General features: G+C 59.8%; 27 protein-coding genes and 1 riboswitch. Of the genes, 16 read left to right on the top strand and 11 right to left on the bottom strand.

Annotated features, from left to right (window positions below; genetic code table 11):
* Positions 1–61: 61 nt before the first annotated feature.
* Positions 62–739 carry an alpha/beta hydrolase gene (locus NBG89_RS07780; RefSeq protein ID WP_007789602.1) on the bottom strand — a complete coding sequence of 226 codons (678 nt, stop codon included), beginning with the start codon at positions 737–739 and terminating at the stop codon, positions 62–64.
* Positions 740–944: 205 nt separating this feature from the next.
* On the opposite strand from NBG89_RS07780, the gene NBG89_RS07775 reads away from it, so the two are divergent.
* The 9 genes from NBG89_RS07775 (at position 945) to NBG89_RS07735 (ending at position 9,824) form a co-directional block, all read left to right on the top strand.
* On the top strand, positions 945–2,111 hold the full coding sequence (locus NBG89_RS07775) for a cysteine desulfurase family protein (RefSeq protein WP_431322334.1): 1,167 nt from the start codon (positions 945–947) through the stop codon (positions 2,109–2,111).
* 143 nt (positions 2,112–2,254) lie between these two features.
* Complete coding sequence (gene sufB, locus NBG89_RS07770; protein ID WP_018854908.1) at positions 2,255–3,724, top strand: Fe-S cluster assembly protein SufB; 1,470 nt, start codon at positions 2,255–2,257, stop codon at positions 3,722–3,724.
* Between the two features lie 72 nt (positions 3,725–3,796).
* The gene (gene sufC / locus NBG89_RS07765; RefSeq protein ID WP_431322333.1) at positions 3,797–4,552 is read left to right on the top strand and encodes a Fe-S cluster assembly ATPase SufC; all 756 of its coding nucleotides are present in this window, start codon (positions 3,797–3,799) and stop codon (positions 4,550–4,552) included.
* A 23-nt stretch (positions 4,553–4,575) separates the two neighbouring features.
* The gene (sufD, locus tag NBG89_RS07760; protein WP_431322332.1) at positions 4,576–5,850 is read left to right on the top strand and encodes a Fe-S cluster assembly protein SufD; all 1,275 of its coding nucleotides are present in this window, start codon (positions 4,576–4,578) and stop codon (positions 5,848–5,850) included.
* A gap of 12 nt (positions 5,851–5,862) precedes the next feature.
* On the top strand, positions 5,863–7,104 hold the full coding sequence (locus tag NBG89_RS07755; protein ID WP_431322331.1) for a cysteine desulfurase: 1,242 nt from the start codon (positions 5,863–5,865) through the stop codon (positions 7,102–7,104).
* Between the two features lie 11 nt (positions 7,105–7,115).
* On the top strand, positions 7,116–7,496 hold the full coding sequence (locus NBG89_RS07750; protein ID WP_018854912.1) for an SUF system Fe-S cluster assembly protein: 381 nt from the start codon (positions 7,116–7,118) through the stop codon (positions 7,494–7,496).
* A 138-nt stretch (positions 7,497–7,634) separates the two neighbouring features.
* A complete protein-coding gene (gene sufA, locus NBG89_RS07745) occupies positions 7,635–8,027 on the top strand; it encodes a Fe-S cluster assembly scaffold SufA (RefSeq protein ID WP_431322330.1) in 393 nt (130 codons plus the stop codon).
* A 139-nt stretch (positions 8,028–8,166) separates the two neighbouring features.
* On the top strand, positions 8,167–8,784 hold the full coding sequence (locus NBG89_RS07740) for a LysE family translocator (protein ID WP_431322329.1): 618 nt from the start codon (positions 8,167–8,169) through the stop codon (positions 8,782–8,784).
* Between the two features lie 80 nt (positions 8,785–8,864).
* Positions 8,865–9,824 carry a UDP-glucuronic acid decarboxylase family protein gene (locus NBG89_RS07735; protein WP_431322328.1) on the top strand — a complete coding sequence of 320 codons (960 nt, stop codon included), beginning with the start codon at positions 8,865–8,867 and terminating at the stop codon, positions 9,822–9,824.
* A gap of 5 nt (positions 9,825–9,829) precedes the next feature.
* Here the strand turns inward: NBG89_RS07735 and NBG89_RS07730 are convergent, their stop codons facing one another.
* The 6 genes from NBG89_RS07730 to NBG89_RS07705 form a co-directional block, all read right to left on the bottom strand.
* The gene (locus NBG89_RS07730; protein WP_431322327.1) at positions 9,830–10,846 is read right to left on the bottom strand and encodes a glycosyl transferase family 90; all 1,017 of its coding nucleotides are present in this window, start codon (positions 10,844–10,846) and stop codon (positions 9,830–9,832) included.
* 159 nt (positions 10,847–11,005) lie between these two features.
* On the bottom strand, positions 11,006–11,251 hold the full coding sequence (locus NBG89_RS07725) for a DUF982 domain-containing protein (protein ID WP_431322630.1): 246 nt from the start codon (positions 11,249–11,251) through the stop codon (positions 11,006–11,008).
* Positions 11,252–11,346: 95 nt separating this feature from the next.
* Positions 11,347–14,211 carry an aminomethyl-transferring glycine dehydrogenase gene (gene gcvP / locus NBG89_RS07720; protein ID WP_431322326.1) on the bottom strand — a complete coding sequence of 955 codons (2,865 nt, stop codon included), beginning with the start codon at positions 14,209–14,211 and terminating at the stop codon, positions 11,347–11,349.
* Positions 14,211–14,573: a glycine cleavage system protein GcvH gene (gcvH, locus tag NBG89_RS07715; protein ID WP_431322325.1), complete on the bottom strand. Its 363-nt coding sequence runs from the start codon at positions 14,571–14,573 to the stop codon at positions 14,211–14,213. Before gcvH ends, gcvP begins: the two co-directional genes overlap by 1 nt.
* A 24-nt stretch (positions 14,574–14,597) precedes the next feature.
* Positions 14,598–15,734 (bottom strand): glycine cleavage system aminomethyltransferase GcvT, encoded by a 1,137-nt coding sequence (gcvT, locus tag NBG89_RS07710; protein ID WP_431322324.1) that lies wholly within the window; start codon positions 15,732–15,734, stop codon positions 14,598–14,600.
* 154 nt (positions 15,735–15,888) lie between these two features.
* Positions 15,889–15,980: riboswitch (glycine riboswitch) on the bottom strand.
* A 111-nt stretch (positions 15,981–16,091) separates the two neighbouring features.
* Positions 16,092–16,361, bottom strand: coding sequence for a hypothetical protein (locus tag NBG89_RS07705; protein WP_088694211.1), 270 nt, complete (start codon positions 16,359–16,361; stop codon positions 16,092–16,094).
* A 118-nt stretch (positions 16,362–16,479) separates the two neighbouring features.
* Here NBG89_RS07705 and crcB point away from each other — a divergent pair, with 118 nt between their 5' ends.
* From crcB to NBG89_RS07670, 7 genes are all read left to right on the top strand, one after another.
* On the top strand, positions 16,480–16,857 hold the full coding sequence (gene crcB, locus NBG89_RS07700; protein ID WP_431322323.1) for a fluoride efflux transporter CrcB: 378 nt from the start codon (positions 16,480–16,482) through the stop codon (positions 16,855–16,857).
* Between the two features lie 90 nt (positions 16,858–16,947).
* Positions 16,948–17,943, top strand: a complete 996-nt coding sequence (locus NBG89_RS07695) for an RluA family pseudouridine synthase (protein ID WP_431322322.1) — start codon at positions 16,948–16,950, stop codon at positions 17,941–17,943.
* The gene (locus NBG89_RS07690) at positions 17,940–18,593 is read left to right on the top strand and encodes an HAD-IA family hydrolase (RefSeq protein ID WP_431322321.1); all 654 of its coding nucleotides are present in this window, start codon (positions 17,940–17,942) and stop codon (positions 18,591–18,593) included. Before NBG89_RS07695 ends, NBG89_RS07690 begins: the two co-directional genes overlap by 4 nt.
* Before the next feature lie 8 nt (positions 18,594–18,601).
* Positions 18,602–19,387 carry an ATP12 family chaperone protein gene (locus NBG89_RS07685; protein WP_431322320.1) on the top strand — a complete coding sequence of 262 codons (786 nt, stop codon included), beginning with the start codon at positions 18,602–18,604 and terminating at the stop codon, positions 19,385–19,387.
* Between the two features lie 71 nt (positions 19,388–19,458).
* Positions 19,459–19,914: a hypothetical protein gene (locus NBG89_RS07680; protein ID WP_431322319.1), complete on the top strand. Its 456-nt coding sequence runs from the start codon at positions 19,459–19,461 to the stop codon at positions 19,912–19,914.
* A gap of 32 nt (positions 19,915–19,946) precedes the next feature.
* On the top strand, positions 19,947–21,479 hold the full coding sequence (locus NBG89_RS07675) for an acyl-CoA carboxylase subunit beta (protein WP_431322318.1): 1,533 nt from the start codon (positions 19,947–19,949) through the stop codon (positions 21,477–21,479).
* A gap of 126 nt (positions 21,480–21,605) precedes the next feature.
* A complete protein-coding gene (locus NBG89_RS07670; RefSeq protein ID WP_431322317.1) occupies positions 21,606–21,992 on the top strand; it encodes a DoxX family protein in 387 nt (128 codons plus the stop codon).
* A 43-nt stretch (positions 21,993–22,035) separates the two neighbouring features.
* On the opposite strand, the gene sugE is transcribed toward NBG89_RS07670, so the two are convergent.
* The 4 genes from sugE to gfa all read right to left on the bottom strand — a co-directional run bounded on the left by sugE (position 22,036) and on the right by gfa (position 24,454).
* The gene (gene sugE / locus NBG89_RS07665) at positions 22,036–22,350 is read right to left on the bottom strand and encodes a quaternary ammonium compound efflux SMR transporter SugE (protein ID WP_431322316.1); all 315 of its coding nucleotides are present in this window, start codon (positions 22,348–22,350) and stop codon (positions 22,036–22,038) included.
* 127 nt (positions 22,351–22,477) lie between these two features.
* A complete protein-coding gene (gene fghA, locus NBG89_RS07660; protein WP_431322315.1) occupies positions 22,478–23,311 on the bottom strand; it encodes an S-formylglutathione hydrolase in 834 nt (277 codons plus the stop codon).
* The gene (locus tag NBG89_RS07655; RefSeq protein ID WP_431322314.1) at positions 23,308–23,775 is read right to left on the bottom strand and encodes a YaiI/YqxD family protein; all 468 of its coding nucleotides are present in this window, start codon (positions 23,773–23,775) and stop codon (positions 23,308–23,310) included. The genes fghA and NBG89_RS07655 overlap by 4 nt, the downstream gene beginning before the upstream one ends.
* Before the next feature lie 100 nt (positions 23,776–23,875).
* The gene (gene gfa, locus NBG89_RS07650) at positions 23,876–24,454 is read right to left on the bottom strand and encodes an S-(hydroxymethyl)glutathione synthase (protein WP_431322313.1); all 579 of its coding nucleotides are present in this window, start codon (positions 24,452–24,454) and stop codon (positions 23,876–23,878) included.
* Positions 24,455–24,540: the final 86 nt, after the last annotated feature.

Below are 24,540 nucleotides of genomic sequence, written 5' to 3'. Positions count from 1 at the left end.
TCAAACTCCTGCTCTTGTGACAGAAGCAGAACAAAATGAAGCTTACTTTGGTTCCAGGTGACTAGCGGATGCGCTTGGCAGCCGGCTCTGGCACCAGTTCGCCATTCAGGCGGCGATCGAGGTAATCCTCGCATTCGCTCATCAAGGTCTCGACCTGGCCGTTAAAGAAGTGGTTGGCGCCCGGCACCGTGCGGTGGGTGATCAGGATACCCTTCTGCGTCTTCAGCTTCTCGACGAGGCCGTTGACGTCCTTCTCGGGCGCGACCTTGTCGGCTTCGCCGTTGATGATCAGGCCGGAAGACGGGCAGGGCGCGAGGAAGGAGAAGTCATAGGTGTTCGGCTGTGGCGCGATCGACATGAAACCTTCGATCTCCGGGCGGCGCATCAGGAGCTGCATGCCGATCCACGAGCCGAAGGAATAGCCGGCAACCCAGCAAGTCTTCGAATCAGGATGCAGGCTCTGGACCCAGTCGAGCGCCGATGCGGCGTCCGAAAGCTCGCCCGCGCCATGATCGAACTCACCCTGGCTCCGGCCGATCCCTCGGAAGTTGAAGCGCAATGTCGTGAACCCGCGCTTCTGGAACATGTAGAAGAGCTGGTAGACGATCTGGTTGTTCATCGTGCCGCCGAACTGGGGGTGCGGGTGCAGAATGAGGGCAATCGGCGCGCTCTTTTCCTTGGAGGGCTGGTAGCGGCCTTCAAGGCGGCCTGCGGGGCCGTTGAAAATGACTTCGGGCATCGGTACTCCGGCGTTTTATTTCTTCGCGTTCGCGCTGCGCAGACTTGACGAATGTTGTCAGCTTTTCTAAAACGCAGTTTAGAACAATTCGAAACTTGCATGGCGCTCCACGCATTGTGGGATGTGTCATAAGGCAAGCCCGGCCGAAATTTCAAGGAAAATGAGCCGAGCCGCCTAGCAAGGATTTAGCGCAGGACGAAAGATCATGGCGCCGCCACGCCTTTATCTCGATTGGAACGCGACTTCGCCGCTGCATCCGCATGCGCGCCACGCGATTCTGCGCGCGATGGACCTGTTCGGCAACCCGAACTCGGTGCATGGCGAAGGCCGCGCTGTGCGAGCTGCAATCGAGCAGGCACGTCGGCAGGTGGCGGCGCTTGCGGGTGCTGATCCCGCGCATGTGATCTTTACCAGTGGCGCCACGGAAGCAGCCAACATGGTGCTGACGCCAGATTTCAAGATGGGTCGGACGCCGCTTACAGTCAGCCGGCTTTACTATTCGGCGGTCGAGCATCCCGCGGTGCGCGAAGGAGGCCGGTTCCCGAAGGAACAGACGACAGAGATTCCGGTTACCGAGGCTGGCGTTGTCGATCTTGATGCGCTTGGCACCCTGCTTGCGGCTCACGACAAGTCGACCGGATTGCCGATGATCGCGGTCATGCTTGTTAACAACGAGACCGGCATTGTTCAGCCAATGGCCGAAGTCGCGAAGATCGTACAGGCCTATGGCGGTCTGCTCGTTGTCGATGCCGTACAGGCGGCAGGGCGCTTGAAATTGGATATCAACGCACTCGCCGCCGATTTCATGATCGTGTCATCGCACAAGATCGGCGGTCCAAAAGGTGCGGGTGCGCTTGTCACGCGCGGCGAAGTGTTGATGCCACGGCCGCTGATCCATGGCGGTGGGCAGGAGAAAGGTCACCGTTCTGGGACAGAGAATTCGCTTGCGGTGATCGGTTTCGGTGCTGCGGCCGAGGCTGCTGTCGCGGAACTTGAGACGCGCACCGAGGCCATTTCGGCGCTGCGCGATCGACTGGAAACCGGAATGCGCGGCGCGGCGCCCGACGTCGTCATCTACGGCTCCGAGGGCCAACGCGTTTCGAACACGACTTTCTTCACGCTTCCGGGGCTGAAGGCCGAAACTGGCCAGATCGCCTTCGATCTCGAAGGTGTCGCGCTCTCTGCAGGGTCTGCGTGCTCGTCCGGCAAGGTCGGCGAGAGCCATGTTCTCGTTGCCATGGGGCGTGATCCCAAGCTCGGTGCTTTGCGCATTTCGTTGGGCTTTGCCACGACCGAAGAAGAGATCGACAAGGCGATTTCCGTCTTTGCGAAAATATCCGCTCGGCGCAAGCCGGCCGGGGAGGCGGCGTGACCGCTTCATAAATTTGCGGAAACGCAATTTTCCGCTTGCCATTCGGGCTGAAAAGTCCCTTTTGGCCACCTACATACGGGGCAAAGGATACTGCCCGAACGACAAGCTGCCGGACCTTTTCTCCGGCGAGATTGGAGAATGACATGCCCGCCGTCCAGGAAACGGTTGATCGCGTCCGCCAGATTGACGTTGATCAGTACAAATACGGTTTCGAGACCATCATCGAAATGGACAAGGCGCCCAAGGGCCTGTCCGAAGACATCATCCGTTTCATCTCCGCCAAGAAGCAGGAGCCGGAATGGATGCTCGAATGGCGGCTGGAGGCCTACAAGCGCTGGCTGACACTCGAAGAACCGACCTGGGCGCGCGTCGATTATCCGAAGATCGATTTCAACGACATCTACTACTACGCCGCGCCGAAAAGCACGCCTGGTCCGAAGTCGCTTGATGAGGTCGATCCGGAGATCCTCAAGGTCTACGAAAAGCTTGGCATTCCGCTAAAGGAGCAGGAAATCCTGGCGGGTGTCGAGAAGCCGAAGATCGCGGTCGATGCCGTTTTTGACTCCGTCTCCGTCGTTACGACCTTCAAGGAAGAGCTGAAGAAAGCCGGCGTGATCTTCATGTCGATCTCGGAAGCCATCCGCGAGCATCCGGAACTGGTGCAGAAGTACCTTGGCTCCGTCGTTCCCACGTCCGACAATTACTATGCGACCCTGAACTCCGCCGTCTTCACCGATGGCTCGTTTGTGTTTGTCCCGAAGGGCGTTCGTTGCCCGATGGAACTGTCCACCTACTTCCGCATCAACGAAAAGAACACCGGCCAGTTCGAGCGCACGCTGATCATCGCTGAGGAAGGTGCATACGTGTCTTACCTCGAAGGTTGCACCGCGCCGCAGCGCGACGAAAATCAGTTGCATGCCGCCGTCGTCGAGCTCGTTGCGCTCGATGATGCGGAGATCAAGTACTCGACGGTTCAGAACTGGTATCCGGGCGATGCCCAGGGCAAGGGCGGTATCTACAACTTCGTCACCAAGCGCGGCGATTGCCGTGGCGACCGCTCGAAGATCTCCTGGACGCAGGTCGAAACCGGCTCCGCGATCACCTGGAAGTATCCGTCCTGCATCCTGCGCGGCGACGATAGCCGCGGCGAGTTCTATTCGATCGCCGTCTCGAACGGTCATCAGCAGGTCGATAGCGGTACCAAGATGATCCATCTCGGCAAGAACACCTCGAGCCGCATCATCTCCAAGGGTATCGCGGCCGGCGTGTCGCAGAACACCTATCGCGGCCAGGTATCGGCGCACAGGAAGGCGAGCAACGCGCGCAACTTCACGCAGTGCGATTCGCTGCTGATCGGCGACAAGTGCGGCGCCCATACGGTTCCGTATATCGAGGCAAAGAACTCCACGGCGCAGTTCGAACACGAGGCAACCACCTCGAAGATCTCGGAAGACCAGCTCTTCTACTGCCTGCAGCGCGGCATTCCGGAGGAAGCGGCGATCGCCCTGATCGTCAACGGCTTCGTCAAGGAAGTCTTGCAGGAGCTGCCGATGGAATTCGCCGTCGAGGCGCAGAAGCTTATCAGCATCTCGCTCGAAGGCAGCGTCGGCTGACGCAACATGACATGAATGCGCGAGGGCGCGTGGATCGCGCCTTTCTCCGATTGCTTTTTATGGGACAAAACCATGCTTGAAATTAAGAACCTGCACGCCCGCATCGCCGAAGACGGCACCGAGATCATCCGCGGCCTGAACCTTACCGTTAAGGCTGGCGAAGTCGCCGCCATCATGGGCCCGAACGGCTCCGGCAAGTCGACGCTCTCCTACGTCCTGTCGGGCCGCGAAGACTATGAAGTCACCGAAGGTGACATCCTTTACAACGGCGAAAGCATCCTGGAACTCGACGCCGCCGAGCGCGCTGCCAAGGGCATCTTCCTGGCTTTCCAGTATCCGGTCGAAATTCCGGGCGTTGCCACGATGCAGTTCCTGAAGGTTGCGATGAACGAACAGCGTAAGGCGCGCGGCGAAGAAGAGCTGAAGACACCTGACTTCATGCGCCTCGTCAAGGACGCAGCCGGCAAGCTCCAGATCAACACCGAAATGCTGAAGCGCCCGCTGAATGTCGGCTTCTCCGGCGGTGAGAAGAAGCGCGCCGAAATCCTGCAGATGGCGCTGCTGCAGCCGCAGCTTTGCGTCCTCGACGAAACCGACTCCGGTCTCGACATTGACGCGCTGAAGATCGTTGCCGATGGCGTCAACGCGCTGCGTTCGCCGGATCGCGCTGTCGTCGTCATCACGCACTACCAGCGCCTGCTCGACTACATCGTTCCGGATACCGTTCACGTTCTCTACAAGGGCCAGGTGATCAAGTCGGGTGACAAGACGCTGGCGCATGAGTTGGAAGCCAATGGCTACGCCGACATCATCGGGGCGGTAGCCTGATCGAGGCGGAAAGGACGAGTCTCATGAACATGCAGACGACGAGCCGCCAGACCGCCGCGGAAGCGGCGCTCATCGAGGCTTTCAACAACCAGATCGGCGAACTGCCGGGCGACGGTTCGGTCATCGCCATTCGGGACAGGCTGCTTGACGACCTGAAGAAGGCGGGTTTGCCGACGCGCCGCATCGAGGCCTGGCACTATACCGATCTCAAGACCCTGCTGCGCGCCATTCCGGACCAGGCTGGCGACGCCGGCTCCGAAGCACGCGACCCGCTGGTCGAAGAGTCCTCGGTTCTGTCGGTTATTCAGGGCGCTCCCGATCTCAGGGCTTCGGTCGATGGCCTCGATATTTCCGACTACGCGGCTCTGCTCTCGAGCGGCACAGCTGCAACCAGCCTCGGCGCACTCGGCAACGACGACGCAATCGGCCGCATCAATGGCAGCTTCGTTCGCGATGGCTATGTCATTGACGTAGCAGCCGAAACCGAGCTTGAAGCACCGCTTGAGATCCAGTTCGTTCACGCTGGCGGCCAGACGCATACGCGCCTGCCCGTCAACTTCGGCGCCAACGTCAAGGCAACCGTCATCGAACGTCACCTCGGAGTGACGTCGGATGCGGCTTTTGTGTCGCACGTCAGCGACATCACGGTCGGAGAGGGCACGGAGCTTACCTGGATCATCATCCAGCAGCAGGGTGCAGACGATACGCACCTCGGCCAGATCCGCGTTGATCTTGGCGCCGATGCCAAGCTGAAGCTTTTCGTCATCAATGCCGGCGGCAAGCTGGTTCGCCAGGAACTGCACATCAAGGTGACGGGCGAGGGCGCCGATCTGACGCTGCGTGGCATCAATCTGCTTGGTGCTGAGACGCATACCGACGTGACGATGGTGCTCGGCCATAACGTCCCGCATACTGGTTCCACCGAAGTGATCCGCAACGTCGTCTTCGACCGCGCGAAGGGTGTCTTCCAGGGCATGATCCGTGTCGCCCCCGATGCGCAGAAGACCGACGCGAAGATGGCCTGCAACACGCTTCTGATGTCCGACGACGCCGAATTTTCGGTAAAGCCGGAACTTGAGATCTTCGCTGACGACGTTCAGTGCGGTCACGGCGCCACCGTTGCGGACATCGACGACAATCATCTGTACTACATGATGGCGCGCGGCATTCCCCGGGCAAAGGCACGCGCCATGCTCGTCAACGCCTTCGTTGCCGAGATCGTCGAAGAACTGGAAGACGAAGCCCTGGTCGAATCGCTGGAAGGCGTCATCTCGGCCTGGCTCGAGAAGCACGCCTGATCGGATAGCGTCATGGACAAGATAGTTCCGGCCACAGCATACGACGTCGAAGCCATTCGCAAGGATTTCCCGATCCTTGCGCGGGAAGTCTATGGCAAGCCGCTGGTCTATCTCGACAACGGCGCTTCCGCTCAGAAGCCGCAGGCGGTGATTGATGCGATTTCGTATGCCTATTCGAACGAGTATGCGAACGTTCACCGTGGTCTGCATTTCCTCTCGAATGCAGCAACCGATGCCTATGAGGGCGCCCGCGAGAAGGTCAGGCGCTTCCTGAATGCGCCTGATGTCAACGACATCATCTTCACGAAGTCTTCGACCGAAGCGATCAACACCGTCGCCTATGGCTGGGGCATGCCAAAGCTCGGCGAGGGCGACGAGATCGTCATCTCGATCATGGAGCATCACTCCAACATCGTGCCGTGGCATTTCATCCGCGAGCGGCAGGGCGCCAAGCTGGTCTGGGTACCCGTCGACGACGAGGGTGCTTTCCACATCGAGGATTTCGAAAAGAGCTTGACGGAACGGACGAAGCTCGTCGCGATCACGCATATGTCGAATGCGCTCGGCACAGTGGTTCCGGTCAAGGAAATCTGCCGTATCGCGCATGAGCGCGGTATCCCTGTGCTGGTTGACGGCTCGCAGGGCGCCGTGCATATGCCCGTCGACGTGCAGGACATCGATTGCGACTGGTATGTGATGACCGGTCACAAGCTCTATGGGCCGTCGGGCATCGGCGTGCTCTATGGCAAGAAGGATCGGCTGCGCGAGATGCGGCCCTTCCAAGGCGGCGGTGAGATGATCTTCGAGGTGACGGAGGATGCCGTGACCTACAACGATCCGCCGCATCGCTTTGAAGCCGGGACGCCACCGATCGTCCAAGCGATCGGGCTCGGCTATGCGCTCGATTACATGGAGAAGGTCGGCCGCGAGGCGATCGCGCGCCATGAGGCAGATCTCGCTGCCTATGCCGCAGAGCGATTGCAAGCGGTCAATTCGTTGCGAGTGTTCGGCACGGCGCCGGGCAAGGGCGGTATCTTCTCCTTCGAGTTGGCCGGTCTGCACGCGCATGACGTGTCGATGGTGATCGACCGTCAGGGCGTTGCGGTTCGCGCAGGCACCCATTGCGCCATGCCCCTCTTGAAACGCTTCGGTGTCACCTCCACATGCCGCGCGTCGTTCGGGATGTATAATACGCGGGCCGAGGTCGATGCCTTGGCCGATGCGCTGGAATATGCGCGCAAGTTCTTTGCCTAAGGAGTGTCCATATGAGCCTGGACGAAAGCGAACAGAAGATCGACGTGCGCGAAGGCATCGTGCATTCCAGCATTCCGGCCGATGAACTGGCGCGTCTCAGCGACGATGTGATCTCGGCGCTCAAGACAGTCTATGATCCTGAAATTCCGGCCGACATCTTCGAGCTCGGGCTGGTCTACAAGATCGATATCGAAGACGACCGCATGGTGAAGATCATGATGACGCTGACGGCGCCGGGCTGCCCGGTCGCCGGCGAGATGCCGGGCTGGGTCGAGAATGCCGTCGGCGCGGTCGAGGGCGTGTCCGGCGTCGAGGTGGAAATGACCTTCGATCCACCGTGGACGCCGGACCGCATGTCGGAAGAGGCGCAGGTCGCCGTCGGTTGGTACTGAGCATGATACCGAAAAGTCGCAGACTTTTCGGTATCAGATCATGCGGTCCGGTTGGTATTGATCGGTTAAGCTGCTGGCACTACATTTGAATCGTGAAACGCCGGACCTTTAATCCGTGCGCGGAAGGAGAAGAGGCCGATGGGCTTTGCAATCATGAGCATGACGGAAGCCGCCGCGAACCGCGTGAAGGCTATCATCGAAAACTCTGGGCCGGAGGCCAAGGGCATTCGAGTCGGGATCAAGAAGGGTGGCTGCGCGGGGATGGAGTATACCATCGACCTCGTGACCGATCCGAATGCGAAGGACGACCTGATCGAGCGCGATGGCGCCAAGGTCTGGGTCGAGCCATCAGCCGTGCTCTACCTCCTCGGCACGGAAATGGGCTTCGAGAGCACGACGTTGCGGTCCGGTTTTACCTTTACCAATCCGAACCAGACGTCTGCCTGCGGCTGTGGCGAATCCGTCGAGCTGAAGCCGGCGGATCTCGCGGCGCTCGCCGCTCAGGGCAACGCTGTCGTTCCCGCGCACTGATTGTCACAATCGTCGAATTATCGATGAGGCTGCCGGTTTCGGCGGCCTTTTTTATTTTACCTCATCGCGATGGCGCTCTAAGGGCTCTCTTTCGAAAAGTCCGCAGGATTGTCTCCTACGGAAAGGAACCGACTGAACAATGCTACTGCTGTTTGCGAAGGGCGCTCTGCTGGGTGTCATCATCACCGCGCCACTGGGTCCGATTGGAATGCTCTGTATCAAACGTACCCTGGAGCGCGGCTTTACCGCCGGTTTTTCCTGTGGCCTCGGAACTGCGCTCGGTGATGCCAGTTATGCGCTGGTAGCTGTAACCGGCATCGCGGTCTTCGAGCAGACCATGTCGGCAGCAACGCTGCCTCTGGCGATTGGTGGAGGCTTATTGCTCCTCGCGCTGGGCTATCGTGGGCTCACGCACGATCCGGTCCGGGCAGCAAATGTGGGGGCGGCGGGTCTGATGGGCACAACGCTTGCAACGTTCTTGCTGACGGTCTCTAATCCCGCCACCATACTCTCCTTCGGCGCGCTGTTTGCCGGTTTCGGGCTGACAGAGGAGACACGACGATTTAGCTCTGCTGTCATCGTCGGTGGTGTTTTCAGCGGGTCGCTGGCCTGGTGGTTCTTTTTGAGCGGTACGGTTAGCTTTGCCAGGGACAAATTGCCAAGAGATTTCACAGCAAAGGTCGTGCGGGGAACAAGCTACCTGCTGATACTCTTCGGCCTCGCTGCGCTCGCCTCTGCGGCCTACTCGCTTCTCTAGCGTGCGGCCTTGTCTGGCTCCCTTGAAGGCAGATCCAATTCGCGATAGGCGTGCAACGTCACAAACAAGCGCAAGGCATTATGAGTCAACGCATCCTTGTTACCGGCGGCGCCGGCTTCGTGGGCACACATCTTTGCAAAAAGTTGCTCCAGAGAGGGCATCAGGTTGTCTGCATGGACAATTTCGCGACCGGTTCCATGCACAATATCGCGGAATTGCTCAATAACCCCGCCTTCGGACTGCTGACCCACGACGTGAACGAGGCCGTGAGCCTCGAGGTTGACCAAATCTACAACCTGGCGTGCCCAGCCTCGCCGGTCCATTATCAGGCCGACCCGATCGCGACGCTGAAGACGAGCGTCGTCGGAGCGCTCAACGTGCTCGAGCTGGCTCGACTCAGGAATATCCCGGTGCTGCAGGCGTCGACATCGGAGGTTTACGGCGATCCGCATGTCCATCCGCAATCGGAAACCTATTGGGGCAACGTCAATCCGATCGGCCCGCGAGCCTGCTACGACGAGGGAAAGCGGAGCGCCGAGACATTATTTTTCGACTATTGCCGCCAGTTCGGCCTGCCGATCAAGGTCGTACGCATTTTCAATACCTATGGTCCCCACATGCATCCCGCCGATGGGAGAGTTGTCGCAAATTTCATCATTCAGGCATTGTCGGGCGACGACATCACCATCTATGGCGACGGAACACAGACGCGGTCGTTTTGCTACGTGGATGATCTGGTGGTGGGTCTGATGGCCATGATGAGCAGTCTTCCGGATATTACCGGCCCCATCAATCTTGGAAATCCCGAAGAGTACACGATCCGCCAGTTGGCGGACCTTGTCCTCGAATTGACCGACTCCAATTCGAGGATCGTCCATCGTCCGCTTCCCGTTGACGATCCGCGTCAGCGGTTGCCGGATGTCGACAAGGCGAGGCGGCTTTTGAACTGGACGCCAAGTGTCCCGCTCCGCGAAGGCCTGATGCGCACGATTGCCCACTTCAAATCCGTTCGTGCGACGCCGGTACTGGCGGTCGTTTAGGCGGATTATCTCCGGTCCCAGTGTTCTTCGATAAGGTCGGCAGCGCGCCGAGCCTGGGTTGCGAAAGTGAGCGTACGCGCCAGCGCCTGACCGCGCTCCGCGATGGCCTTGGCCTCCATTTGGTTGCTGCGCACCCAGTCGACCTTCTCGCGGAAGTCCGACATGTCGGCAGCCACCGGCACATAGTGTTCGAATGGCCTGAGTTCGTCATAGTACCACTGGCGAAAGCCGAATTGTGACTGGACCTTGAGAACGCAGCATCCATAGAGCATGCGAACCAGGAGGTTCGACCATGTGTTGGTGAACCCGTCGATATCGATCGCGAACTTGCGCCCAAGCCAGCTCTGTGCCGGAATTGGCTGACCCAGGAACTTTTGCCTGTGCGCCAGTGTCTCATACTCGTCCGCACTCGGATGGAGATCGACGAATCGGACGTCTAATCCCGCCATGTCCCTAAGCTGCATGACCATGCGAATCCTCTGCAGGACGGCGGGATTGTCGATGTCTTCCCGCGCAAAGCTCGCCCAGCCACATCCATTCATGCCCCCACGCCAGACGATGTCGTTCGAGCGGTCCTCCCAGCGCGGCGCGGTCCTCCCGCGTTCCATTTCGGCAGCAAAGCCGTCATGCTGAAAGAAATGCGGATCTGGCAAGCCCACATGATGAGGAAATCGCACCGACGCAGCAAACCGTGCGTTGGAGACCGCCTGGCCATCAGTGGCGTTGACGGTGATCTGCCTCACCTCTGGCGGGCACAGGCTAAGCCAATAGGCAAAGCTGCAAACCTTATACCGCATGTGTCCGGAAAACCACCGTGTCGCGGCGCTTTCGAGAACAAGCGTGAACTGTTGCCCATGCCGCTCGATCCGAACATCTCGGGGGGGATTGCCAGCATCGGCATAGCTAATGCGAACCCTTGGCGGTCGGGCGCCGACCCGTTCGAACTCACGCCTGAAATAGGGGCCAACTCGTCGCGTGCTGTAGTGGCGAAGCGGATTGAGAGTGGTAGAGTAAGTCATCATGTTCCCAAGCTGAGGCGACGATCTTCACGCGATTGCTGACACTGTCACGCGCCAATCAGTAAGACGGGTCGAGGTGAAAAAACAGATCACGCGCGCTCGCCACAGGGCATGGCGAACGAATCCTCAGGCTGGGAAGGCTGCGCCGGTGCGACGACTTAGTCAGCTCTTGATGTCGATGCCTGCTTCGACGGCCGCTTCGATGAAGGCACGTCGCGCATCCTCGTTGGTGCGCTTGCCCTTGATGACGTCGGCGCAGACCAGGAGTGCCTTGTCGAGTGCCGCACCGTCTTCGGTCGGCCAGTCCTCGATCATAGCCCAGGAGGCTGCCTGCGTGGTCGCGATGGTCACGTATTTTCCGGGCTCTTCAAGAGCGAGCAGAACCGGCTTCGGCCACGGAGCCTGCATCACAGAATCGCTGTCGTCCTTTGGCATCCGCGCCTACCTCATTTCCAGTGTATGTGGGAAACGGCCCTCCCTGAAAAGGGAAGGCCATTCGGATGTTACTCCGCAGCTTCGGCGTAACTCTCAACCGGCGGGCAGGTGCACACCAGGTTGCGGTCGCCGAAGACGTTGTCGACGCGGTTGACCGGCGACCAGTACTTGTCGACGCGGAAGGCGCCGGGCGGAAAGCACGCCTGTTCGCGGGAGTAGGGACGATCCCATTCGCCAACGAGGTCTTCGACCGTGTGCGGGGCGTTCTTCAGCGGGTTGTTGGCCCGATCGGAACGGCCTTCCTCGATGTCCCTGGCTTCCTGGCGGATCGCCAGCATCGCCTCGCAGAAGCGGTCGAGTTCGGCTTTGGTTTCCGACTCCGTCGGTTCGATCATCAGCGTGCCGGCAACCGGCCAGCTCATCGTCGGGGCGTGGAAGCCGCAGTCGATCAGACGCTTGGCGACGTCGTCGACGGTGACACCCGCGCTGTCGACCAACGGGCGAGTGTCGATGATACATTCGTGCGCCACGCGGCCGGCCTCGGACTTGTAGAGCACGTCATAGGCGCCCTTCAGGCGGGCGGCGATGTAGTTGGCGTTAAGGATCGCAACCTTCGTCGCCTGCGTCAGGCCTTCGCCGCCCATCATCAGGCAGTAGCTCCAGGAGATAGGCAGGATAGAAGCCGAGCCGAAAGCGGCCGCCGAAACGGCACCAGAACGACCGTCGGTTTCTGGGTGGCCGGGAAGGTATGGCGCCAGATGCGACTTGACGCCGATCGGGCCCATGCCGGGACCGCCGCCGCCGTGCGGGATGCAGAAGGTCTTGTGCAGGTTGAGGTGGGAGACGTCTGAGCCGATGTCACCGGGGCGAGACAAACCGACCATGGCGTTCATGTTGGCACCGTCGAGATAGACCTGGCCGCCCTTGCTGTGCACGAGGTCGCAGATTTCCTTGACGGTTTCCTCGAAGACGCCGTGCGTCGAGGGGTAGGTGATCATGCAGCAGGAGAGGTTTTCCGCATACTGCTCCGCCTTAGCGCGGAAATCATCCATATCGATATCGCCGTTCTCGCGAACCTTGACGACAACGACCTTCATGCCGGCCATCTGTGCTGAGGCAGGGTTGGTGCCGTGCGCGGAGGTCGGGATGAGGCAGACATCGCGGTGACCGTTGCCATTGGCGATATGATAGTTGCGGATCGTCAGCAGGCCGGCATATTCGCCCTGCGCACCGGAATTCGGCTGCATGGAGAAGGCATCATAGCCAGTTACGGCGCAGAGCTTCTCTGTCAGGTCATCGATCATCTCGCGATAGCCGAGCGCCTGATCGGCTGGAACGTATGGATGAATATCCGAGAACTCAGGCCATGTGATGGGCAGCATTTCCGCTGTCGCGTTCAGCTTCATCGTGCAGGAGCCGAGTGGGATCATCGCGCGGTCAAGCGCCAGATCGCGGTCGGACAGCCGGCGGATGTAGCGGGTCATCTCGCTTTCGGCGCGGTTCATGTGGAAGATCGGATGCGTCAGGTACTCGCTGGTACGGGCGAGGCCCTTCGGCAGACGATAGCTCGGCTCGAACTCGGCGACGGCGAAGTTGCCGCCGAAGGCGCGCCAGACGGCTTCCAGCGTCGCCGGGCGGGTGCGCTCGTCGAGGCTCATGCCGATCTTAGTGGCGCCGACCTTGCGCAGGTTGACGCCCTCGGCGACTGCCGCGCGCAGGATAACCCCCTGCATGTGGCCGACATCGACGGTGATGGTGTCGAAGAAGGTCGCGGGCTCGATCGTATAGCCGAGCTTCTCAAGGCCCTTGGCCATCAGCACGGCCTTCTGGTGGACCTGCTGTGCGATCGCCTTGATGCCCTTCGGGCCGTGGAAGACGGCGTACATCGAGGCCATGACGGCGAGTAGCACCTGCGCGGTGCAGATGTTCGACGTCGCCTTTTCGCGGCGGATATGCTGTTCGCGGGTTTGCAGCGACAGGCGATAGGCGCGGTTGCCGCGGGCATCGACGGAAACGCCGACGAGACGGCCGGGCATGGAGCGCTTATGCGCGTCCTTGACGGACATGTAGGCCGCATGCGGGCCGCCGTAGCCGACGGGAACGCCGAAGCGCTGCGACGAGCCGATGGCAATGTCGGCGCCCATCTCGCCGGGCGACTTCAGCAGCGTCAGAGCCAGAATGTCAGCAGCGACGATGGCGATGGCGCCGGTCTGGTGCAGGCGTGAAATCAGGCTGGTGAAATCATGCACATGGCCGTGCGTGCCCGGATACTGGAAGATCGCGCCGAAGACATCGACCGGATCGAGATCGGTGAAGGGGTTGCCGACGATGACACTCCAGCCGAGCGGTTCCGCGCGGGTCTTGATCAGCTCGATCGTCTGCGGATGGCAGGCGGCATCAACGAAGAAGGCCTTCGACTTCGACTTCGAGACGCGCTCGGCCATGGCCATGCCTTCGGCAGCAGCAGTCGCTTCGTCGAGCAGCGAGGCGTTGGCGACGTCGAGACCGGTCAGGTCGCAGATCATCGTCTGGTAGTTCAGGAGCGCCTCGAGGCGACCCTGGCTGATTTCGGGCTGGTAGGGCGTGTAGGCCGTGTACCAGGCCGGGTTTTCCAGGATCGTGCGCTGGATAACAGGCGGCGTAATCGTGCCGTAGTAGCCCTGACCGATCAGCGAGACGAGAACCTTGTTCTTGTTGGCGGTCTCGCGCAGCTTGTCGAGCGCCTCGCGCTCCGTCATCGGCGCGCCCCAGACGAGCGGTGCCTTCTGGCGGATGGAGGGCGGGACGGTGGCGTCGATCAGCCCGTCGAGGCTGCCGTAGCCGATCACCTTCAGCATATCCGTCATTTCGGCCGGCGACGGGCCGATGTGGCGACGGTTGGCGAAGTCGTAGGGCTGGTAGTCGGTAAACTGGAATTCGGTCGGCGTCGTCATTACGCAGTGAGCTCCTTGTAGGCCGCCTCATCGAGCAGGCGATCGACATCAGCGGCATTTGCAAGCTTCAGCTTGAAGAACCAGCCGGCGCCCTGAGGATCGGAATTGACCAGCGATGGATCGGCGACGATAGCGGGGTTCACTTCGGTGATTTCGCCGTCCAGCGGACAATAGACGTCGGAAGCGGCCTTCACGGATTCGACGGTCGCGGCATTGCCATTCTTGGAGAAGGTGGCGCCGACTTCCGGCAATTCGACGAAGACGAGGTCACCGAGCTGTTCAACGGCGTAGGTCGTAATCCCAACCGTCGCAACGCCGCCTTCAATCTTCAGCCACTCGTGTTCTTCGGTAAACTTCAGCATGATTGTTCTCTCCGGAAAAATGTTTCAGCGTTTGTAGGTTGGCGTAATAAAGGGGAGGGTACTGACGGTGACGGGCAGAAACTTGCCGCGCACTTCAGCGTAGATTTGTGTGCCAACGGCTGCCTGGGCGACCGTGACATAGCCCATTGCGACGGGGTGTTCGACGGATGGGCCGAAGCCGCCCGAAGTCACTTCGCCGATCTCGGTCTTGCCCTCGGAATCCGCAAAAAGCTTGGAGTGGCCACGAACCGGGGCCTTGCCTTCGGGCTTCAAGCCGACGCGGCGGCGGGCTGTACCCCTTTCAAGTTCGATCAAAATGCGGTCTGCGCCGGGGAAACCGCCGGCACGGGCGCCGCCGGTCTTGCGGGTCTTCTGCATGCCCCATTCGAGCGCTGCTTCCACAGGCGTTGTGGTGGTGTCGATGTCGTTGCCGTAGAGGCAAAGGCCGGCTTCGAGGCGCAGGCTGTCACGCGCACCAAGGCCGATGGGCTCGACATCCGGATGCTCAAGCAACCGCCTGGCGACATCTTCGGCCTTATCCGCCGGAATCGAGATTTCGAAACCGTCCTCGCCGCTATAGCCGGAGCGCGAGACAAGACAGGAAACGTCGTGCAGTCGGCAATGGCGAACATCCATGAACTTCATCGCGGCGACATCGGCCCAGAGTTCCGCAAGCACTTCAACGGCGCGCGGTCCCTGCAGGGCAATGAGTGCGCGGTCGAGCAGCGTGATATCGCAGGTATCACCAAGATGCTTTTGAAGGTGAGAAAGGTCAGCGTCCTTGCAGGCGGCATTGACGACAACGAACAGGTGATCGTCGAGATGGGTGATCATCAGGTCGTCAAGGATGCCGCCATTCTCGTCGGTGAAGAAACCGTAGCGTTGGCGACCTTCCGCGAGGCCGAGAATATCCACCGGAACGAGGCTTTCGAGCGCAAGGGCCGCGTCTTCGTACTTGCCCGATTTCGCCTTGATGACGACTTGGCCCATATGGGACACGTCGAATAGACCGGCGGACGTACGGGTCTGGATGTGCTCCTTCATCACACCGGCCGGATATTGCACGGGCATGTCATAGCCTGCAAAGGGAACCATGCGGGCGCCAAGCGACAGATGCAGCGCGTGAAGCGGGGTTTTCTTGAGGGCAGCAGTATCGTCCAACGACGCCTCCGGGGTTTGCGCCTGGAATTCCATGCGCGGGCTCAAATCTTCAGACGCAGTTGCGCCTTGCATTTCGAGCCCCCTCTGTCCCTTTGCCTGAGATTGTTATCCCTTCGGCGAGCGTTTCGAGAACGCTTCTCTCCAGAGTTCCGTCTGCCCCTTGCTGGTCCTTTGGCCTGAGAGTTTCCGGGGCGGTTGCTCCTTCGGCACTGATCGCAGATGACCAGCTTCTCCCAACAAGGTCGAGGGCAATTATCTGGCCATGGCTATACTTGGCAAGGGGGAATGTCGCCGCCAAACAAATTTTTGTCGCGCTTTTAAGGATCGGCGGCTACGGAGATGGGAGGAGGGCGATGCTCAGCTGTCGCTGTAGAGCTCCAAAGCCTGTTTTAATCCAGCCTGCGGCTGCTTTTGCCCCATCGTCATGAGATCCAACGCAACTTCGGTCGATTGAATGATGTTGGAGGGTTCCTCGACATCCTGGCCGCTGGCCGCCCTGGTCTGGCGGTCGGCAGCGCGGCGAGCTTCCTTGGCTGCCGTGCTCGCGGACACGCGCTGCGGAATCCGGAGCGTTTCAAACGCCGCGGCTGCGGTGCTCGCGGCTATGGTGCCTACCAAGACTGTCATACGCTAACACTAAGGCACCCCATGTTCTCAACTGGCTAAATTAACCGCTGGCATTTTATGCATCTTGATCTTCTCCGGAGATAATCGGAATTTCCGGCACGGAAAACAGAGACGACTCATGATTCAGGCCATACTTGTCGCCGTCGGCGGCGCAATCGGTTCCGTCCTTAGATACTACGTCGGCCAGTGGGCTCTCAGGCTCGCAGGCCCGGCCTTTCCCTGGGGAACATTGACCGTCAATATTGTCGGCTGCTTCATCATTGGCATATTCGCGGAAATGATCATTCGACGCTTCGACGCATCGCCGGAATTGCGCTTGCTGCTGATCACCGGCTTCCTCGGCGGTCTGACGACCTTCTCCTCATTCTCGCTCGATGCAATTACACTCTTTGAGCGTGGCGCGGCGCTATCCGGCGCCCTCTACATCGTCGCGAGCGTCGGCCTGTCGATGGCCGGTGTGATCGGGGGACTGGCGCTTATGCGCGCGATCTTGTGAGATTACGGTTTCCGTTTTCAGCGAAAATGCTCTAAAGCCAGCCGCAAAGTCCGCGCGGCGCGCGGAAGACCATTTTCCGAAAGATGACGTATGGCGGGTATCGAACACATAAAGGTGGAGCCGGATGAGGCGGGCATGCGGCTCGATCGCTGGTTCAAGGTGCACTTCCCGGGTCTCGGTTTCGGCCCACTTCAGAAGCTTCTCCGATCCGGGCAGGTCCGCGTTGACGGTGGGCGTGTGAAGAGTGACAGCCGCGTGCAGCCTGGACAGATGGTGCGCGTACCACCGCTTGATGTTGACGCCAAAGCGAAAACCGGACCCATCGCTGGCCGCGATCTGAAGCACTCCGGCGATTTCGAACTGTTGTCGCGGATGGTGCTGCACGAAGACGACAAGGTCATCGTCCTCAACAAGCCCGCCGGCCTCGCGGTGCAGGGCGGCTCGGGCGTGACGCGTCACATCGACAAGATGCTTGAAGCCTGGACCAGTCCGAAGGGCGAGAAGCCACGTCTGGTGCACCGTCTGGACCGAGACACATCGGGTGTGCTCGTCGTGGCACGTACCCGCGGCGCTGCACAAAAACTCACAGCCGCCTTTCGTGAGCGCGATACCAAGAAGACCTACTGGTCGCTGGTTAAGGGCGTCCCGCGCAAGCACGAGGACAAGATCTCCACCTGGCTCGTCAAGGAAGCAACGCCGGACGGCGACCGCATGCGGATCGCCAAACACGGGGAGGAGGGTGCCGACCACGCCGTTTCGTACTACCGTGTCATTGAGACGGCGGCGCAGCGCCTCGCCTGGCTCGAAATGGAGCCCTATACCGGCCGTACGCATCAGCTTCGCGTCCATGCCCTTCATATTGGTCACCCGATCATTGGCGACCCTAAGTATTTCGACGACGATCCTAACTGGGATTTTCCCGGCGGCGTTCAAAAGCGACTGCACCTGCACGCACGTCATATCGATATCCCGCATCCATCCGGCGGACGGCTGCGCATAACCGCGCCGCTGCCTCCGCATATGGTCCAGACCTGGAACCTGTTGGGATTTGATGAAAACTCCGCCGACGGAGCCGACCACGAATGAAACTGGCACTTTTCGATTGCGACGGAACGCTGGTGGACAGCGCCGCGCTGATCCACGAGGTGATGGCGAGGACGTTCGTGCATTTCGGCTATGACAGACCCGATGTCTCGGTGACGAAGTCGATCATCGGACTGACGCTGGATATCGCGATCGCGCGGATGCGCGGAAAGCCTCATGTCGACGATGAAGCGATCGCGATGACGGCCCACTACAGGGCCATCTATACCGGTGTCCGCGACGAACATGGAATGGACGTGCCGCTCTTTAACGGCATCAAGCCGCTGATCGATGAATTGGCGCGAAACGATGACATTCTGATCGGCGCGGTAACCGGCAAATCGCGTCGCGGTCTTATCCACATTCTCGAAAAACATGGTCTTGCACCACATTTTGTCGTTTCACGGACCGCAGACGACTGCCCATCGAAGCCGCATCCAGCTATGGTAATGGAGTGCTGCAGCGAGACCAGCATGAAACCCGCCGATGCCATTGTCATCGGCGATGCCGTCTACGATATGCAGATGGCGAAAGCCGCCGGCGCGAAAGCCGTGGGCGTGAGTTGGGGCTATGCCAGCGTGGACGACCTGGTGACTGCGGGTGCCGACAGTATTGTTCGCCACCCGAGCGATATTCTGAAGCACTTTTCCTGAGGTGACGCATGCGTGATCTGTTGAACGACCTAACAGAAGGATTGAGTCATCCGGATCCAATCCGTCGCGCCCAGATCCAGATGAAGAAGCCATTGCCGAAACGCTTCTACAAGACGGCCACGATCAGGGAGCTCGACGAGGGCTTTTCTATCGAACTGGACGGCAAGGCAATCCGAACGCCGGCCCGCAACCTGCTTGTTGTCGCGACGAAAGCCGTTGCGGAACTTCTCGTGCGGGAGTGGGAGGCGCAGGCCGAACTCATCGACCCCGCGACAATGCCGGCGACACGGCTCGTCAATACCGCGATCGATGGTGTTGCAACCGACACGCAGGCAGTCTTTGAAGACATTCTACGTTTCTCCTCGAGCGATCTTCTCTGCTATCGCGCCGATGCACCGCAGGAGCTCGTCGAGCGTCAGAGAGAACTTTGGGATCCGGTGCTCGACTGGGCCGCCAATTCGCTCGGCGCGCGCTTCATTCTGATCGAAGGCGTGATGCATCACGATCAGCCACCGGAAGCCATTGCGGCATTTTCTGCGGCATTGAGGCCGCACGACAACGCTACGGTCCTCGCCGCCCTGCATACCATCACGACATTGACAGGCTCGGCGCTGCTGGCGCTTGCCTTTGCCGAACGCGTGCTATCGGCCAAGGAAGTTTGGTCGCTCGCCCATCTCGACGAAGACTGGACGATCGAGCATTGGGGAAGCGATGAAGAAGCGGAGGAGCGCCGGGAAAAGCGTTTCGAAGATTTCAAAGCCGCCACTGACGTTTTTTTAGCCCTGAAGGCCTGAAACATATTGCGTTGATGCCGGTTATCGCGAAAATCTGCGACTCTATTGGAGGCGGATGCGGATTTTCTTGAATGAACTGGCTCAAGTCGTGCATTTTTCCGGTTGTTTTTACCTGCATCGTCTTGGCGTCATGCTCGCTCTACACGAAGGAGCAACAGGCTCCTGTCTATGACGTGCGAAGCGCCGTTGTTGTCAGCCCGCAGAAGATACCGCCGGCAATCCTTGCCGGTGTTGGCGATCGGGTAAATTCCGCGATCAACGCCACGGTGCGGACTGACGTCTACCCACGCGTCGTGCTGACGATACGGATCCTTTCCGTCGAAAAGGGCCAGGGTATCGAAAAGAGCCGGAATGTCGCGAAGGTCAGCATCGATGCCGCTTCGGTCGAAGACGGATCAGTCATTGCCGTTAGCTCGTTCGAGGTCACAAGCTTCTCCAACAGTCCCACGGCTGCCGACGAAATCCTTGCCGAAGACATCGCGGCCCGCATTCGTTCCGCTTTCTCGCTAAGCGCCGGACGCGCTTGAACCGGCCGCGATATCCGCGGCAAGGAGTATCGATGAAGGAAATTCTTGAAGAACTCGAACGTCGCCGGGGAATTGCAAGGCTCGGTGGCGGCAAGGCGCGTATCGACGCGCAGCACCAGCGCGGCAAGCTGACCGCACGTGAGCGCATCGATCTTTTCCTAGACGAAGACTCCTTCGAGGAGTTCGACATGTTCGTCGAACATCGATCGAGTGACTTCGGCATGGACAAGACGCGGATTGCCGGCGACGGCGTGGTCACCGGCTGGGGAACCGTGAATGGACGAACGGTCTTCGTCTTCGCCAAGGACTTCACGGTGTTCGGCGGTTCGCTCTCTGAGGCACATGCTGAGAAGATCATGAAGGTGCAGGATATGGCGCTCAAGAACAGGGCGCCGATCATCGGCATTTATGATGCGGGCGGCGCCCGTATCCAGGAAGGCGTTGCCGCGCTTGGCGGCTACGCCGAGGTGTTTCAGCGCAATGTGCTCGCATCCGGTGTCATTCCACAGATCTCCGTCATCATGGGACCGTGCGCCGGCGGCGACGTCTATTCACCGGCAATGACTGATTTCATCTTCATGGTCCGCGACACGTCCTACATGTTCGTGACCGGCCCGGATGTGGTGAAGACAGTCACCAATGAGACGGTCACCGCCGAAGAACTCGGCGGCGCCTCGGTGCATACGACCAAATCCTCGATTGCCGACGGCGCCTACGACAATGATGTCGAGGCATTGCTGCAGGTTCGCAGACTGATTGACCTCTTGCCGCAGTCGAACACTTCGCCAGTTCCGGAAATCGAATGTTACCAGTCGGTGACAGATATTGATGCATCGCTAGATACGCTGGTGCCTGCAAATGCGAATAAGCCATACGACATCAAAGAATTGATCCTTAAGACAGTGGATGAGGGGGATTTCTTCGAGATCCAGGCGAGCTTCGCCAAGAACATCGTCTGCGGCTTTGGTCGGATCGAGGGCTCGACCGTCGGTTTCGTGGCAAACCAGCCAATGGTGCTGGCCGGCGTGCTCGATAGCGATGCGTCGCGAAAGGCGGCACGGTTCGTCCGCTTCTGCGACTGCTTCAGCATTCCGATCGTGACGTTCGTGGACGTGCCCGGCTTCCTGCCGGGAACCGCCCAGGAGTATGGCGGACTGATCAAGCACGGTGCAAAGCTGTTGTTCGCCTATGCGGAGGCGACGGTGCCGAAGCTCACCGTCATCACGCGCAAGGCATTCGGCGGCGCTTACGACGTCATGGCGTCCAAGCATCTGAGGGGTGACCTGAACTATGCCTGGCCGACGGCTCAGATCGCGGTCATGGGCGCCAAGGGTGCAGTCGAGATCATCTTCCGGAAGGATGTTGCCGATCCCGAAAAGATCGCTGCGCACACAAAGATGTATGAGGACCGGTTCCTTTCACCATTCGTGGCCGCCGAGCGAGGCTACGTGGATGAAGTGATCATGCCGCACTCTACGCGCAGGAGGCTGGCACGCGGCCTCAAGATGCTTCGCAACAAAGACCTGAGCAATCCCTGGAAGAAGCACGACAATATTCCGCTTTGAGGAGATTAGATTGGGGAAAGCTGAGGAAAATCAAGAAGAAGTGATCGCCCGTCAGCGATCCGTGTCTTCTTTCCTTTTGGCGAAGCAGCTAACGCTCCGCTGTCTTTACTCAAAAGGAGAGTTTACATGGAACGACTGAGCGCATATCAGCCCTACGCGCTTGCCGCCCTGCGGGTCATTGCAGCGCTGCTGTTTATCGAACACGGGACGATGAAGCTTTTCGCGTTCCCGGCCGCGCAGATGGAGGGGCCCTTGCCGCCCTTGCTGCTGGTCGCCGCTTTGCTCGAAGTGGTCGGTGGCCTTCTCGTGCTGATCGGCCTGTTTACGCGACCAGTCGCCTTCATCCTCTCGGGCCAGATGGCCGTCGCCTATTTCATGGCGCACGGATCAAAGGCATTCTGGCCGGCACTGAACGGTGGCGAAGCGGCAATCCTGTTCAGCTTCATTTTCCTGTTCATCTTCTTCGCCGGACCTGGCGCCCTGTCGATCGACCGGCGCAAGGCGACCGCCTAATAGACACAGTGCCGTGGTCGGCTTTGCCGGCCACGGCTGCGGCTCACGCAGTAGCCTTCAAGCCGGCGATCCCGGCGACAATCATTGAAATGCAGAGCAGACGTGGGGCAGTGGCGGCGTCACCGAGCAGCCAGATGCCGAGCAAAACGGTGCCAACACTGCCGATACCGGTCCAAACCGCGTAGGCCGTCCCGATCGGCAGCGTCTTGACGGCGATGCCCAGCAGCAAAACGCTGATGACCATGGAAACGGCGGTCAAAGCCGTTGGTATCGGGCGCGTAAAGCCATCGGTGTATTTCAAACCGATCGCCCAGCCGCATTCGAAAAGTCCGGCAAGAACAAGCAGAAGCCATGTCATCGTAATCTCCATCCTGAGAGCGAGAACGTTCCAACGCACCAGGCGCAAATCAGATGCCCAGGACTTCGAAACGGTTCAACTCAGGTAGGAAACGTCATAGCGCAGCTACCACCCGTTTCTTGCGGCCTTAGGCAAGTCGCTCGGCGTGCCACCTCAGGTGATCATCCATGAAGGTTGAGATGAAGTAGTAGGAATGGTCATAGCGCTCATGCATGCGCAGCGTGACCTTGATATCAGTATCTTTCACGGCGTCTTCGAACAGCCAGGGACGCAGCCCGTTCTCCAGGAAACCATCAGCCTTCCCCTGGTCGATCAGGAACTCAGGAAAACGTGCGCCGTCACTTACCAAGGCACAGGCATCGTATTTGCGCCACGCAGCGCGGTCGGTGCCCAAGTACTTCTCAAACGCCGGTGCTGACCAGTCCGCGGTGGAGGGCTCCACGATCGGCGCAAAGGCCGAGCAGCTCCTGAAACGGTCCGGGTTCCTGAGCGCGATGGTCATGGCGCCATGACCACCCATCGAGTGACCAAAGATGCCCTGGCGCGTCATATCCATGCGGAAATGTTGGCTGACATAGGCCGGAAGCTCTTCGGTGATGTAGGTGTACATCTGGTAATTTTCCGACCAAGGCTCTTCGGTCGCATCAAGATAGAAGCCGGCGCCCTTGCCCATCTGCCAGTTGGTGAGTTCATCCGGTACGTCATTACCGCGCGGGCTTGTGTCCGGGCAGACGATAATCAGGCCGAGCTCGGCAGCCATACGCCGATACTCACCCTTTTCCATGACGTTCGCATGCGTGCAGGTTAAACCTGAGAGATACCAGACAACCGGGCAGGGCTCCTTGATTGCTTTTGGCGGAACGAAAACAGCAAAAGTCATATCGCACTTGCAGGCGTCGGATTCGTGCGCGAAAACGCCCTGCATGCCGCCGAAGGCGGTTGTCTGTGAAATGATGTTCATTCTCTTTCGTCCATTCTTGGAGTAAGCGCCTTGGCCCGGCGGCACAGGCGATCGAAGGTTTCGAGGAAGCGGGAGCGATCCTTCGGGCCGAAGGCTGCATTGTAGCCCTTGCTTTCGCCGGTCTCTCTCAGGTGAGCGCCGAGATCGCGCATGGCACTCGCCATTCCGATATTCGTGTCGTCGAAGACCCGGCCCGTCGGGCCGCTAACAAGCGCGCCGGTCGCCACACAGCGCACCGCAAGTGGCACGTCCGCGGTGACGACCACGTCACCGACGCCGGCATGCTCGGCAATCCAGTTGTCGGCGGCATCAAAGGAGGCCGAGACAATGATGTTATGCACCATCGGGTCGCGCGAGGGGCGCAGACCCGAATTTGCGACAAAGGTCACTTCGATGCCGTGGCGCTCGGCGACCTTGAGGATTTCCGGCTTCACGGGGCAGGCGTCTGCATCGACATAAATCATGAATTTCAATCTTTGGCTGGAACGCTACGCGGCCCTGAGGGGCGCGTAGCGGCGGTTCGTTCGGGTCTCATAGTCCGACGGCTGCCATGCGTTCAAGATGTCAGGCCTCTTTCAGCGTGCCTGCCTTCTTCGCCACCCAGGTTGCGATGACATCCATCAGCGTCGGGTTCAGGCAATCATAGGGCATGAGACCAAGTTCGTTCAGGCGACCGCGGACGCCTGCCATCGCCGAAGGCGGGGTACCCGATTCGATGATCGACGAGACGAAGGCCGCGAATGTTGGCTCCGGCCACCCACCTTCCTGAAAGCGCTCCGGATGGATGAAGTCGAGCCCTTTGAATGCATGTTCGCGCTCCACCGGCCCGTACATGTGAACGCCGCAGGCCTTGCAGGCGTGGCGCCGGATCAGTGCATCCGGATCGACGACCTGAAGCTTGTTGCCATTCTCCAGCACCGCGACGTTTTCGTGCGGGGTCACCGCAACAATTGAAAAAGCCGCTCCCTTCGGCTTCCAGCATTTCGTGCAGCCGCAGGCATGATTGTGAGCGATGGCGCCCTTGATCGCGACTTTCACCGGACGGTCAGTGCAGGCACAGACGAGCGTGCCGCCGTTGAAACTGGCCTGGCCTTTCTTCACCCCGCCGTCGAGGGCGGGGTGTATCGATACTTGACTTGGCATGTTCAGCTCCTCCTCCTCAGCTGCCCACGGCTCCCAAATCAGGATCAATTTGCGAAAAAGCCGCAGGCCATTTCAAAGTCGCGCCG

Origin of the sequence: Rhizobium sp. YTU87027, assembly GCF_050644135.1 — a bacterium.
Classification (GTDB): domain Bacteria; phylum Pseudomonadota; class Alphaproteobacteria; order Rhizobiales; family Rhizobiaceae; genus Rhizobium.
The sequence above is the reverse complement of the archived record's forward strand: the minus strand, read 5'-3'. Positions and strand labels throughout refer to the sequence as shown.

Bases quoted from the DNA above. Each gene is read 5' to 3' on its own strand.
- NBG89_RS07780 (WP_007789602.1), bottom strand. From the start codon at position 739: ATGCCCGAAGTCATTTTCAACGGCCCCGCAGGCCGCCTTGAAGGCCGC.
- NBG89_RS07775 (WP_431322334.1), top strand. From the start codon at position 945: ATGGCGCCGCCACGCCTTTATCTCGATTGGAACGCGACTTCGCCGCTG.
- sufB (WP_018854908.1), top strand. From the start codon at position 2,255: ATGCCCGCCGTCCAGGAAACGGTTGATCGCGTCCGCCAGATTGACGTT.
- sufC (WP_431322333.1), top strand. From the start codon at position 3,797: ATGCTTGAAATTAAGAACCTGCACGCCCGCATCGCCGAAGACGGCACC.
- sufD (WP_431322332.1), top strand. From the start codon at position 4,576: ATGAACATGCAGACGACGAGCCGCCAGACCGCCGCGGAAGCGGCGCTC.
- NBG89_RS07755 (WP_431322331.1), top strand. From the start codon at position 5,863: ATGGACAAGATAGTTCCGGCCACAGCATACGACGTCGAAGCCATTCGC.
- NBG89_RS07750 (WP_018854912.1), top strand. From the start codon at position 7,116: ATGAGCCTGGACGAAAGCGAACAGAAGATCGACGTGCGCGAAGGCATC.
- sufA (WP_431322330.1), top strand. From the start codon at position 7,635: ATGGGCTTTGCAATCATGAGCATGACGGAAGCCGCCGCGAACCGCGTG.
- NBG89_RS07740 (WP_431322329.1), top strand. From the start codon at position 8,167: ATGCTACTGCTGTTTGCGAAGGGCGCTCTGCTGGGTGTCATCATCACC.
- NBG89_RS07735 (WP_431322328.1), top strand. From the start codon at position 8,865: ATGAGTCAACGCATCCTTGTTACCGGCGGCGCCGGCTTCGTGGGCACA.
- NBG89_RS07730 (WP_431322327.1), bottom strand. From the start codon at position 10,846: ATGATGACTTACTCTACCACTCTCAATCCGCTTCGCCACTACAGCACG.
- NBG89_RS07725 (WP_431322630.1), bottom strand. From the start codon at position 11,251: ATGCAGGCTCCGTGGCCGAAGCCGGTTCTGCTCGCTCTTGAAGAGCCC.
- gcvP (WP_431322326.1), bottom strand. From the start codon at position 14,211: ATGACGACGCCGACCGAATTCCAGTTTACCGACTACCAGCCCTACGAC.
- gcvH (WP_431322325.1), bottom strand. From the start codon at position 14,573: ATGCTGAAGTTTACCGAAGAACACGAGTGGCTGAAGATTGAAGGCGGC.
- NBG89_RS07705 (WP_088694211.1), bottom strand. From the start codon at position 16,361: ATGACAGTCTTGGTAGGCACCATAGCCGCGAGCACCGCAGCCGCGGCG.
- crcB (WP_431322323.1), top strand. From the start codon at position 16,480: ATGATTCAGGCCATACTTGTCGCCGTCGGCGGCGCAATCGGTTCCGTC.
- NBG89_RS07695 (WP_431322322.1), top strand. From the start codon at position 16,948: ATGGCGGGTATCGAACACATAAAGGTGGAGCCGGATGAGGCGGGCATG.
- NBG89_RS07690 (WP_431322321.1), top strand. From the start codon at position 17,940: ATGAAACTGGCACTTTTCGATTGCGACGGAACGCTGGTGGACAGCGCC.
- NBG89_RS07685 (WP_431322320.1), top strand. From the start codon at position 18,602: ATGCGTGATCTGTTGAACGACCTAACAGAAGGATTGAGTCATCCGGAT.
- NBG89_RS07680 (WP_431322319.1), top strand. From the start codon at position 19,459: ATGAACTGGCTCAAGTCGTGCATTTTTCCGGTTGTTTTTACCTGCATC.
- NBG89_RS07675 (WP_431322318.1), top strand. From the start codon at position 19,947: ATGAAGGAAATTCTTGAAGAACTCGAACGTCGCCGGGGAATTGCAAGG.
- NBG89_RS07670 (WP_431322317.1), top strand. From the start codon at position 21,606: ATGGAACGACTGAGCGCATATCAGCCCTACGCGCTTGCCGCCCTGCGG.
- sugE (WP_431322316.1), bottom strand. From the start codon at position 22,350: ATGACATGGCTTCTGCTTGTTCTTGCCGGACTTTTCGAATGCGGCTGG.
- fghA (WP_431322315.1), bottom strand. From the start codon at position 23,311: ATGAACATCATTTCACAGACAACCGCCTTCGGCGGCATGCAGGGCGTT.
- NBG89_RS07655 (WP_431322314.1), bottom strand. From the start codon at position 23,775: ATGATTTATGTCGATGCAGACGCCTGCCCCGTGAAGCCGGAAATCCTC.
- gfa (WP_431322313.1), bottom strand. From the start codon at position 24,454: ATGCCAAGTCAAGTATCGATACACCCCGCCCTCGACGGCGGGGTGAAG.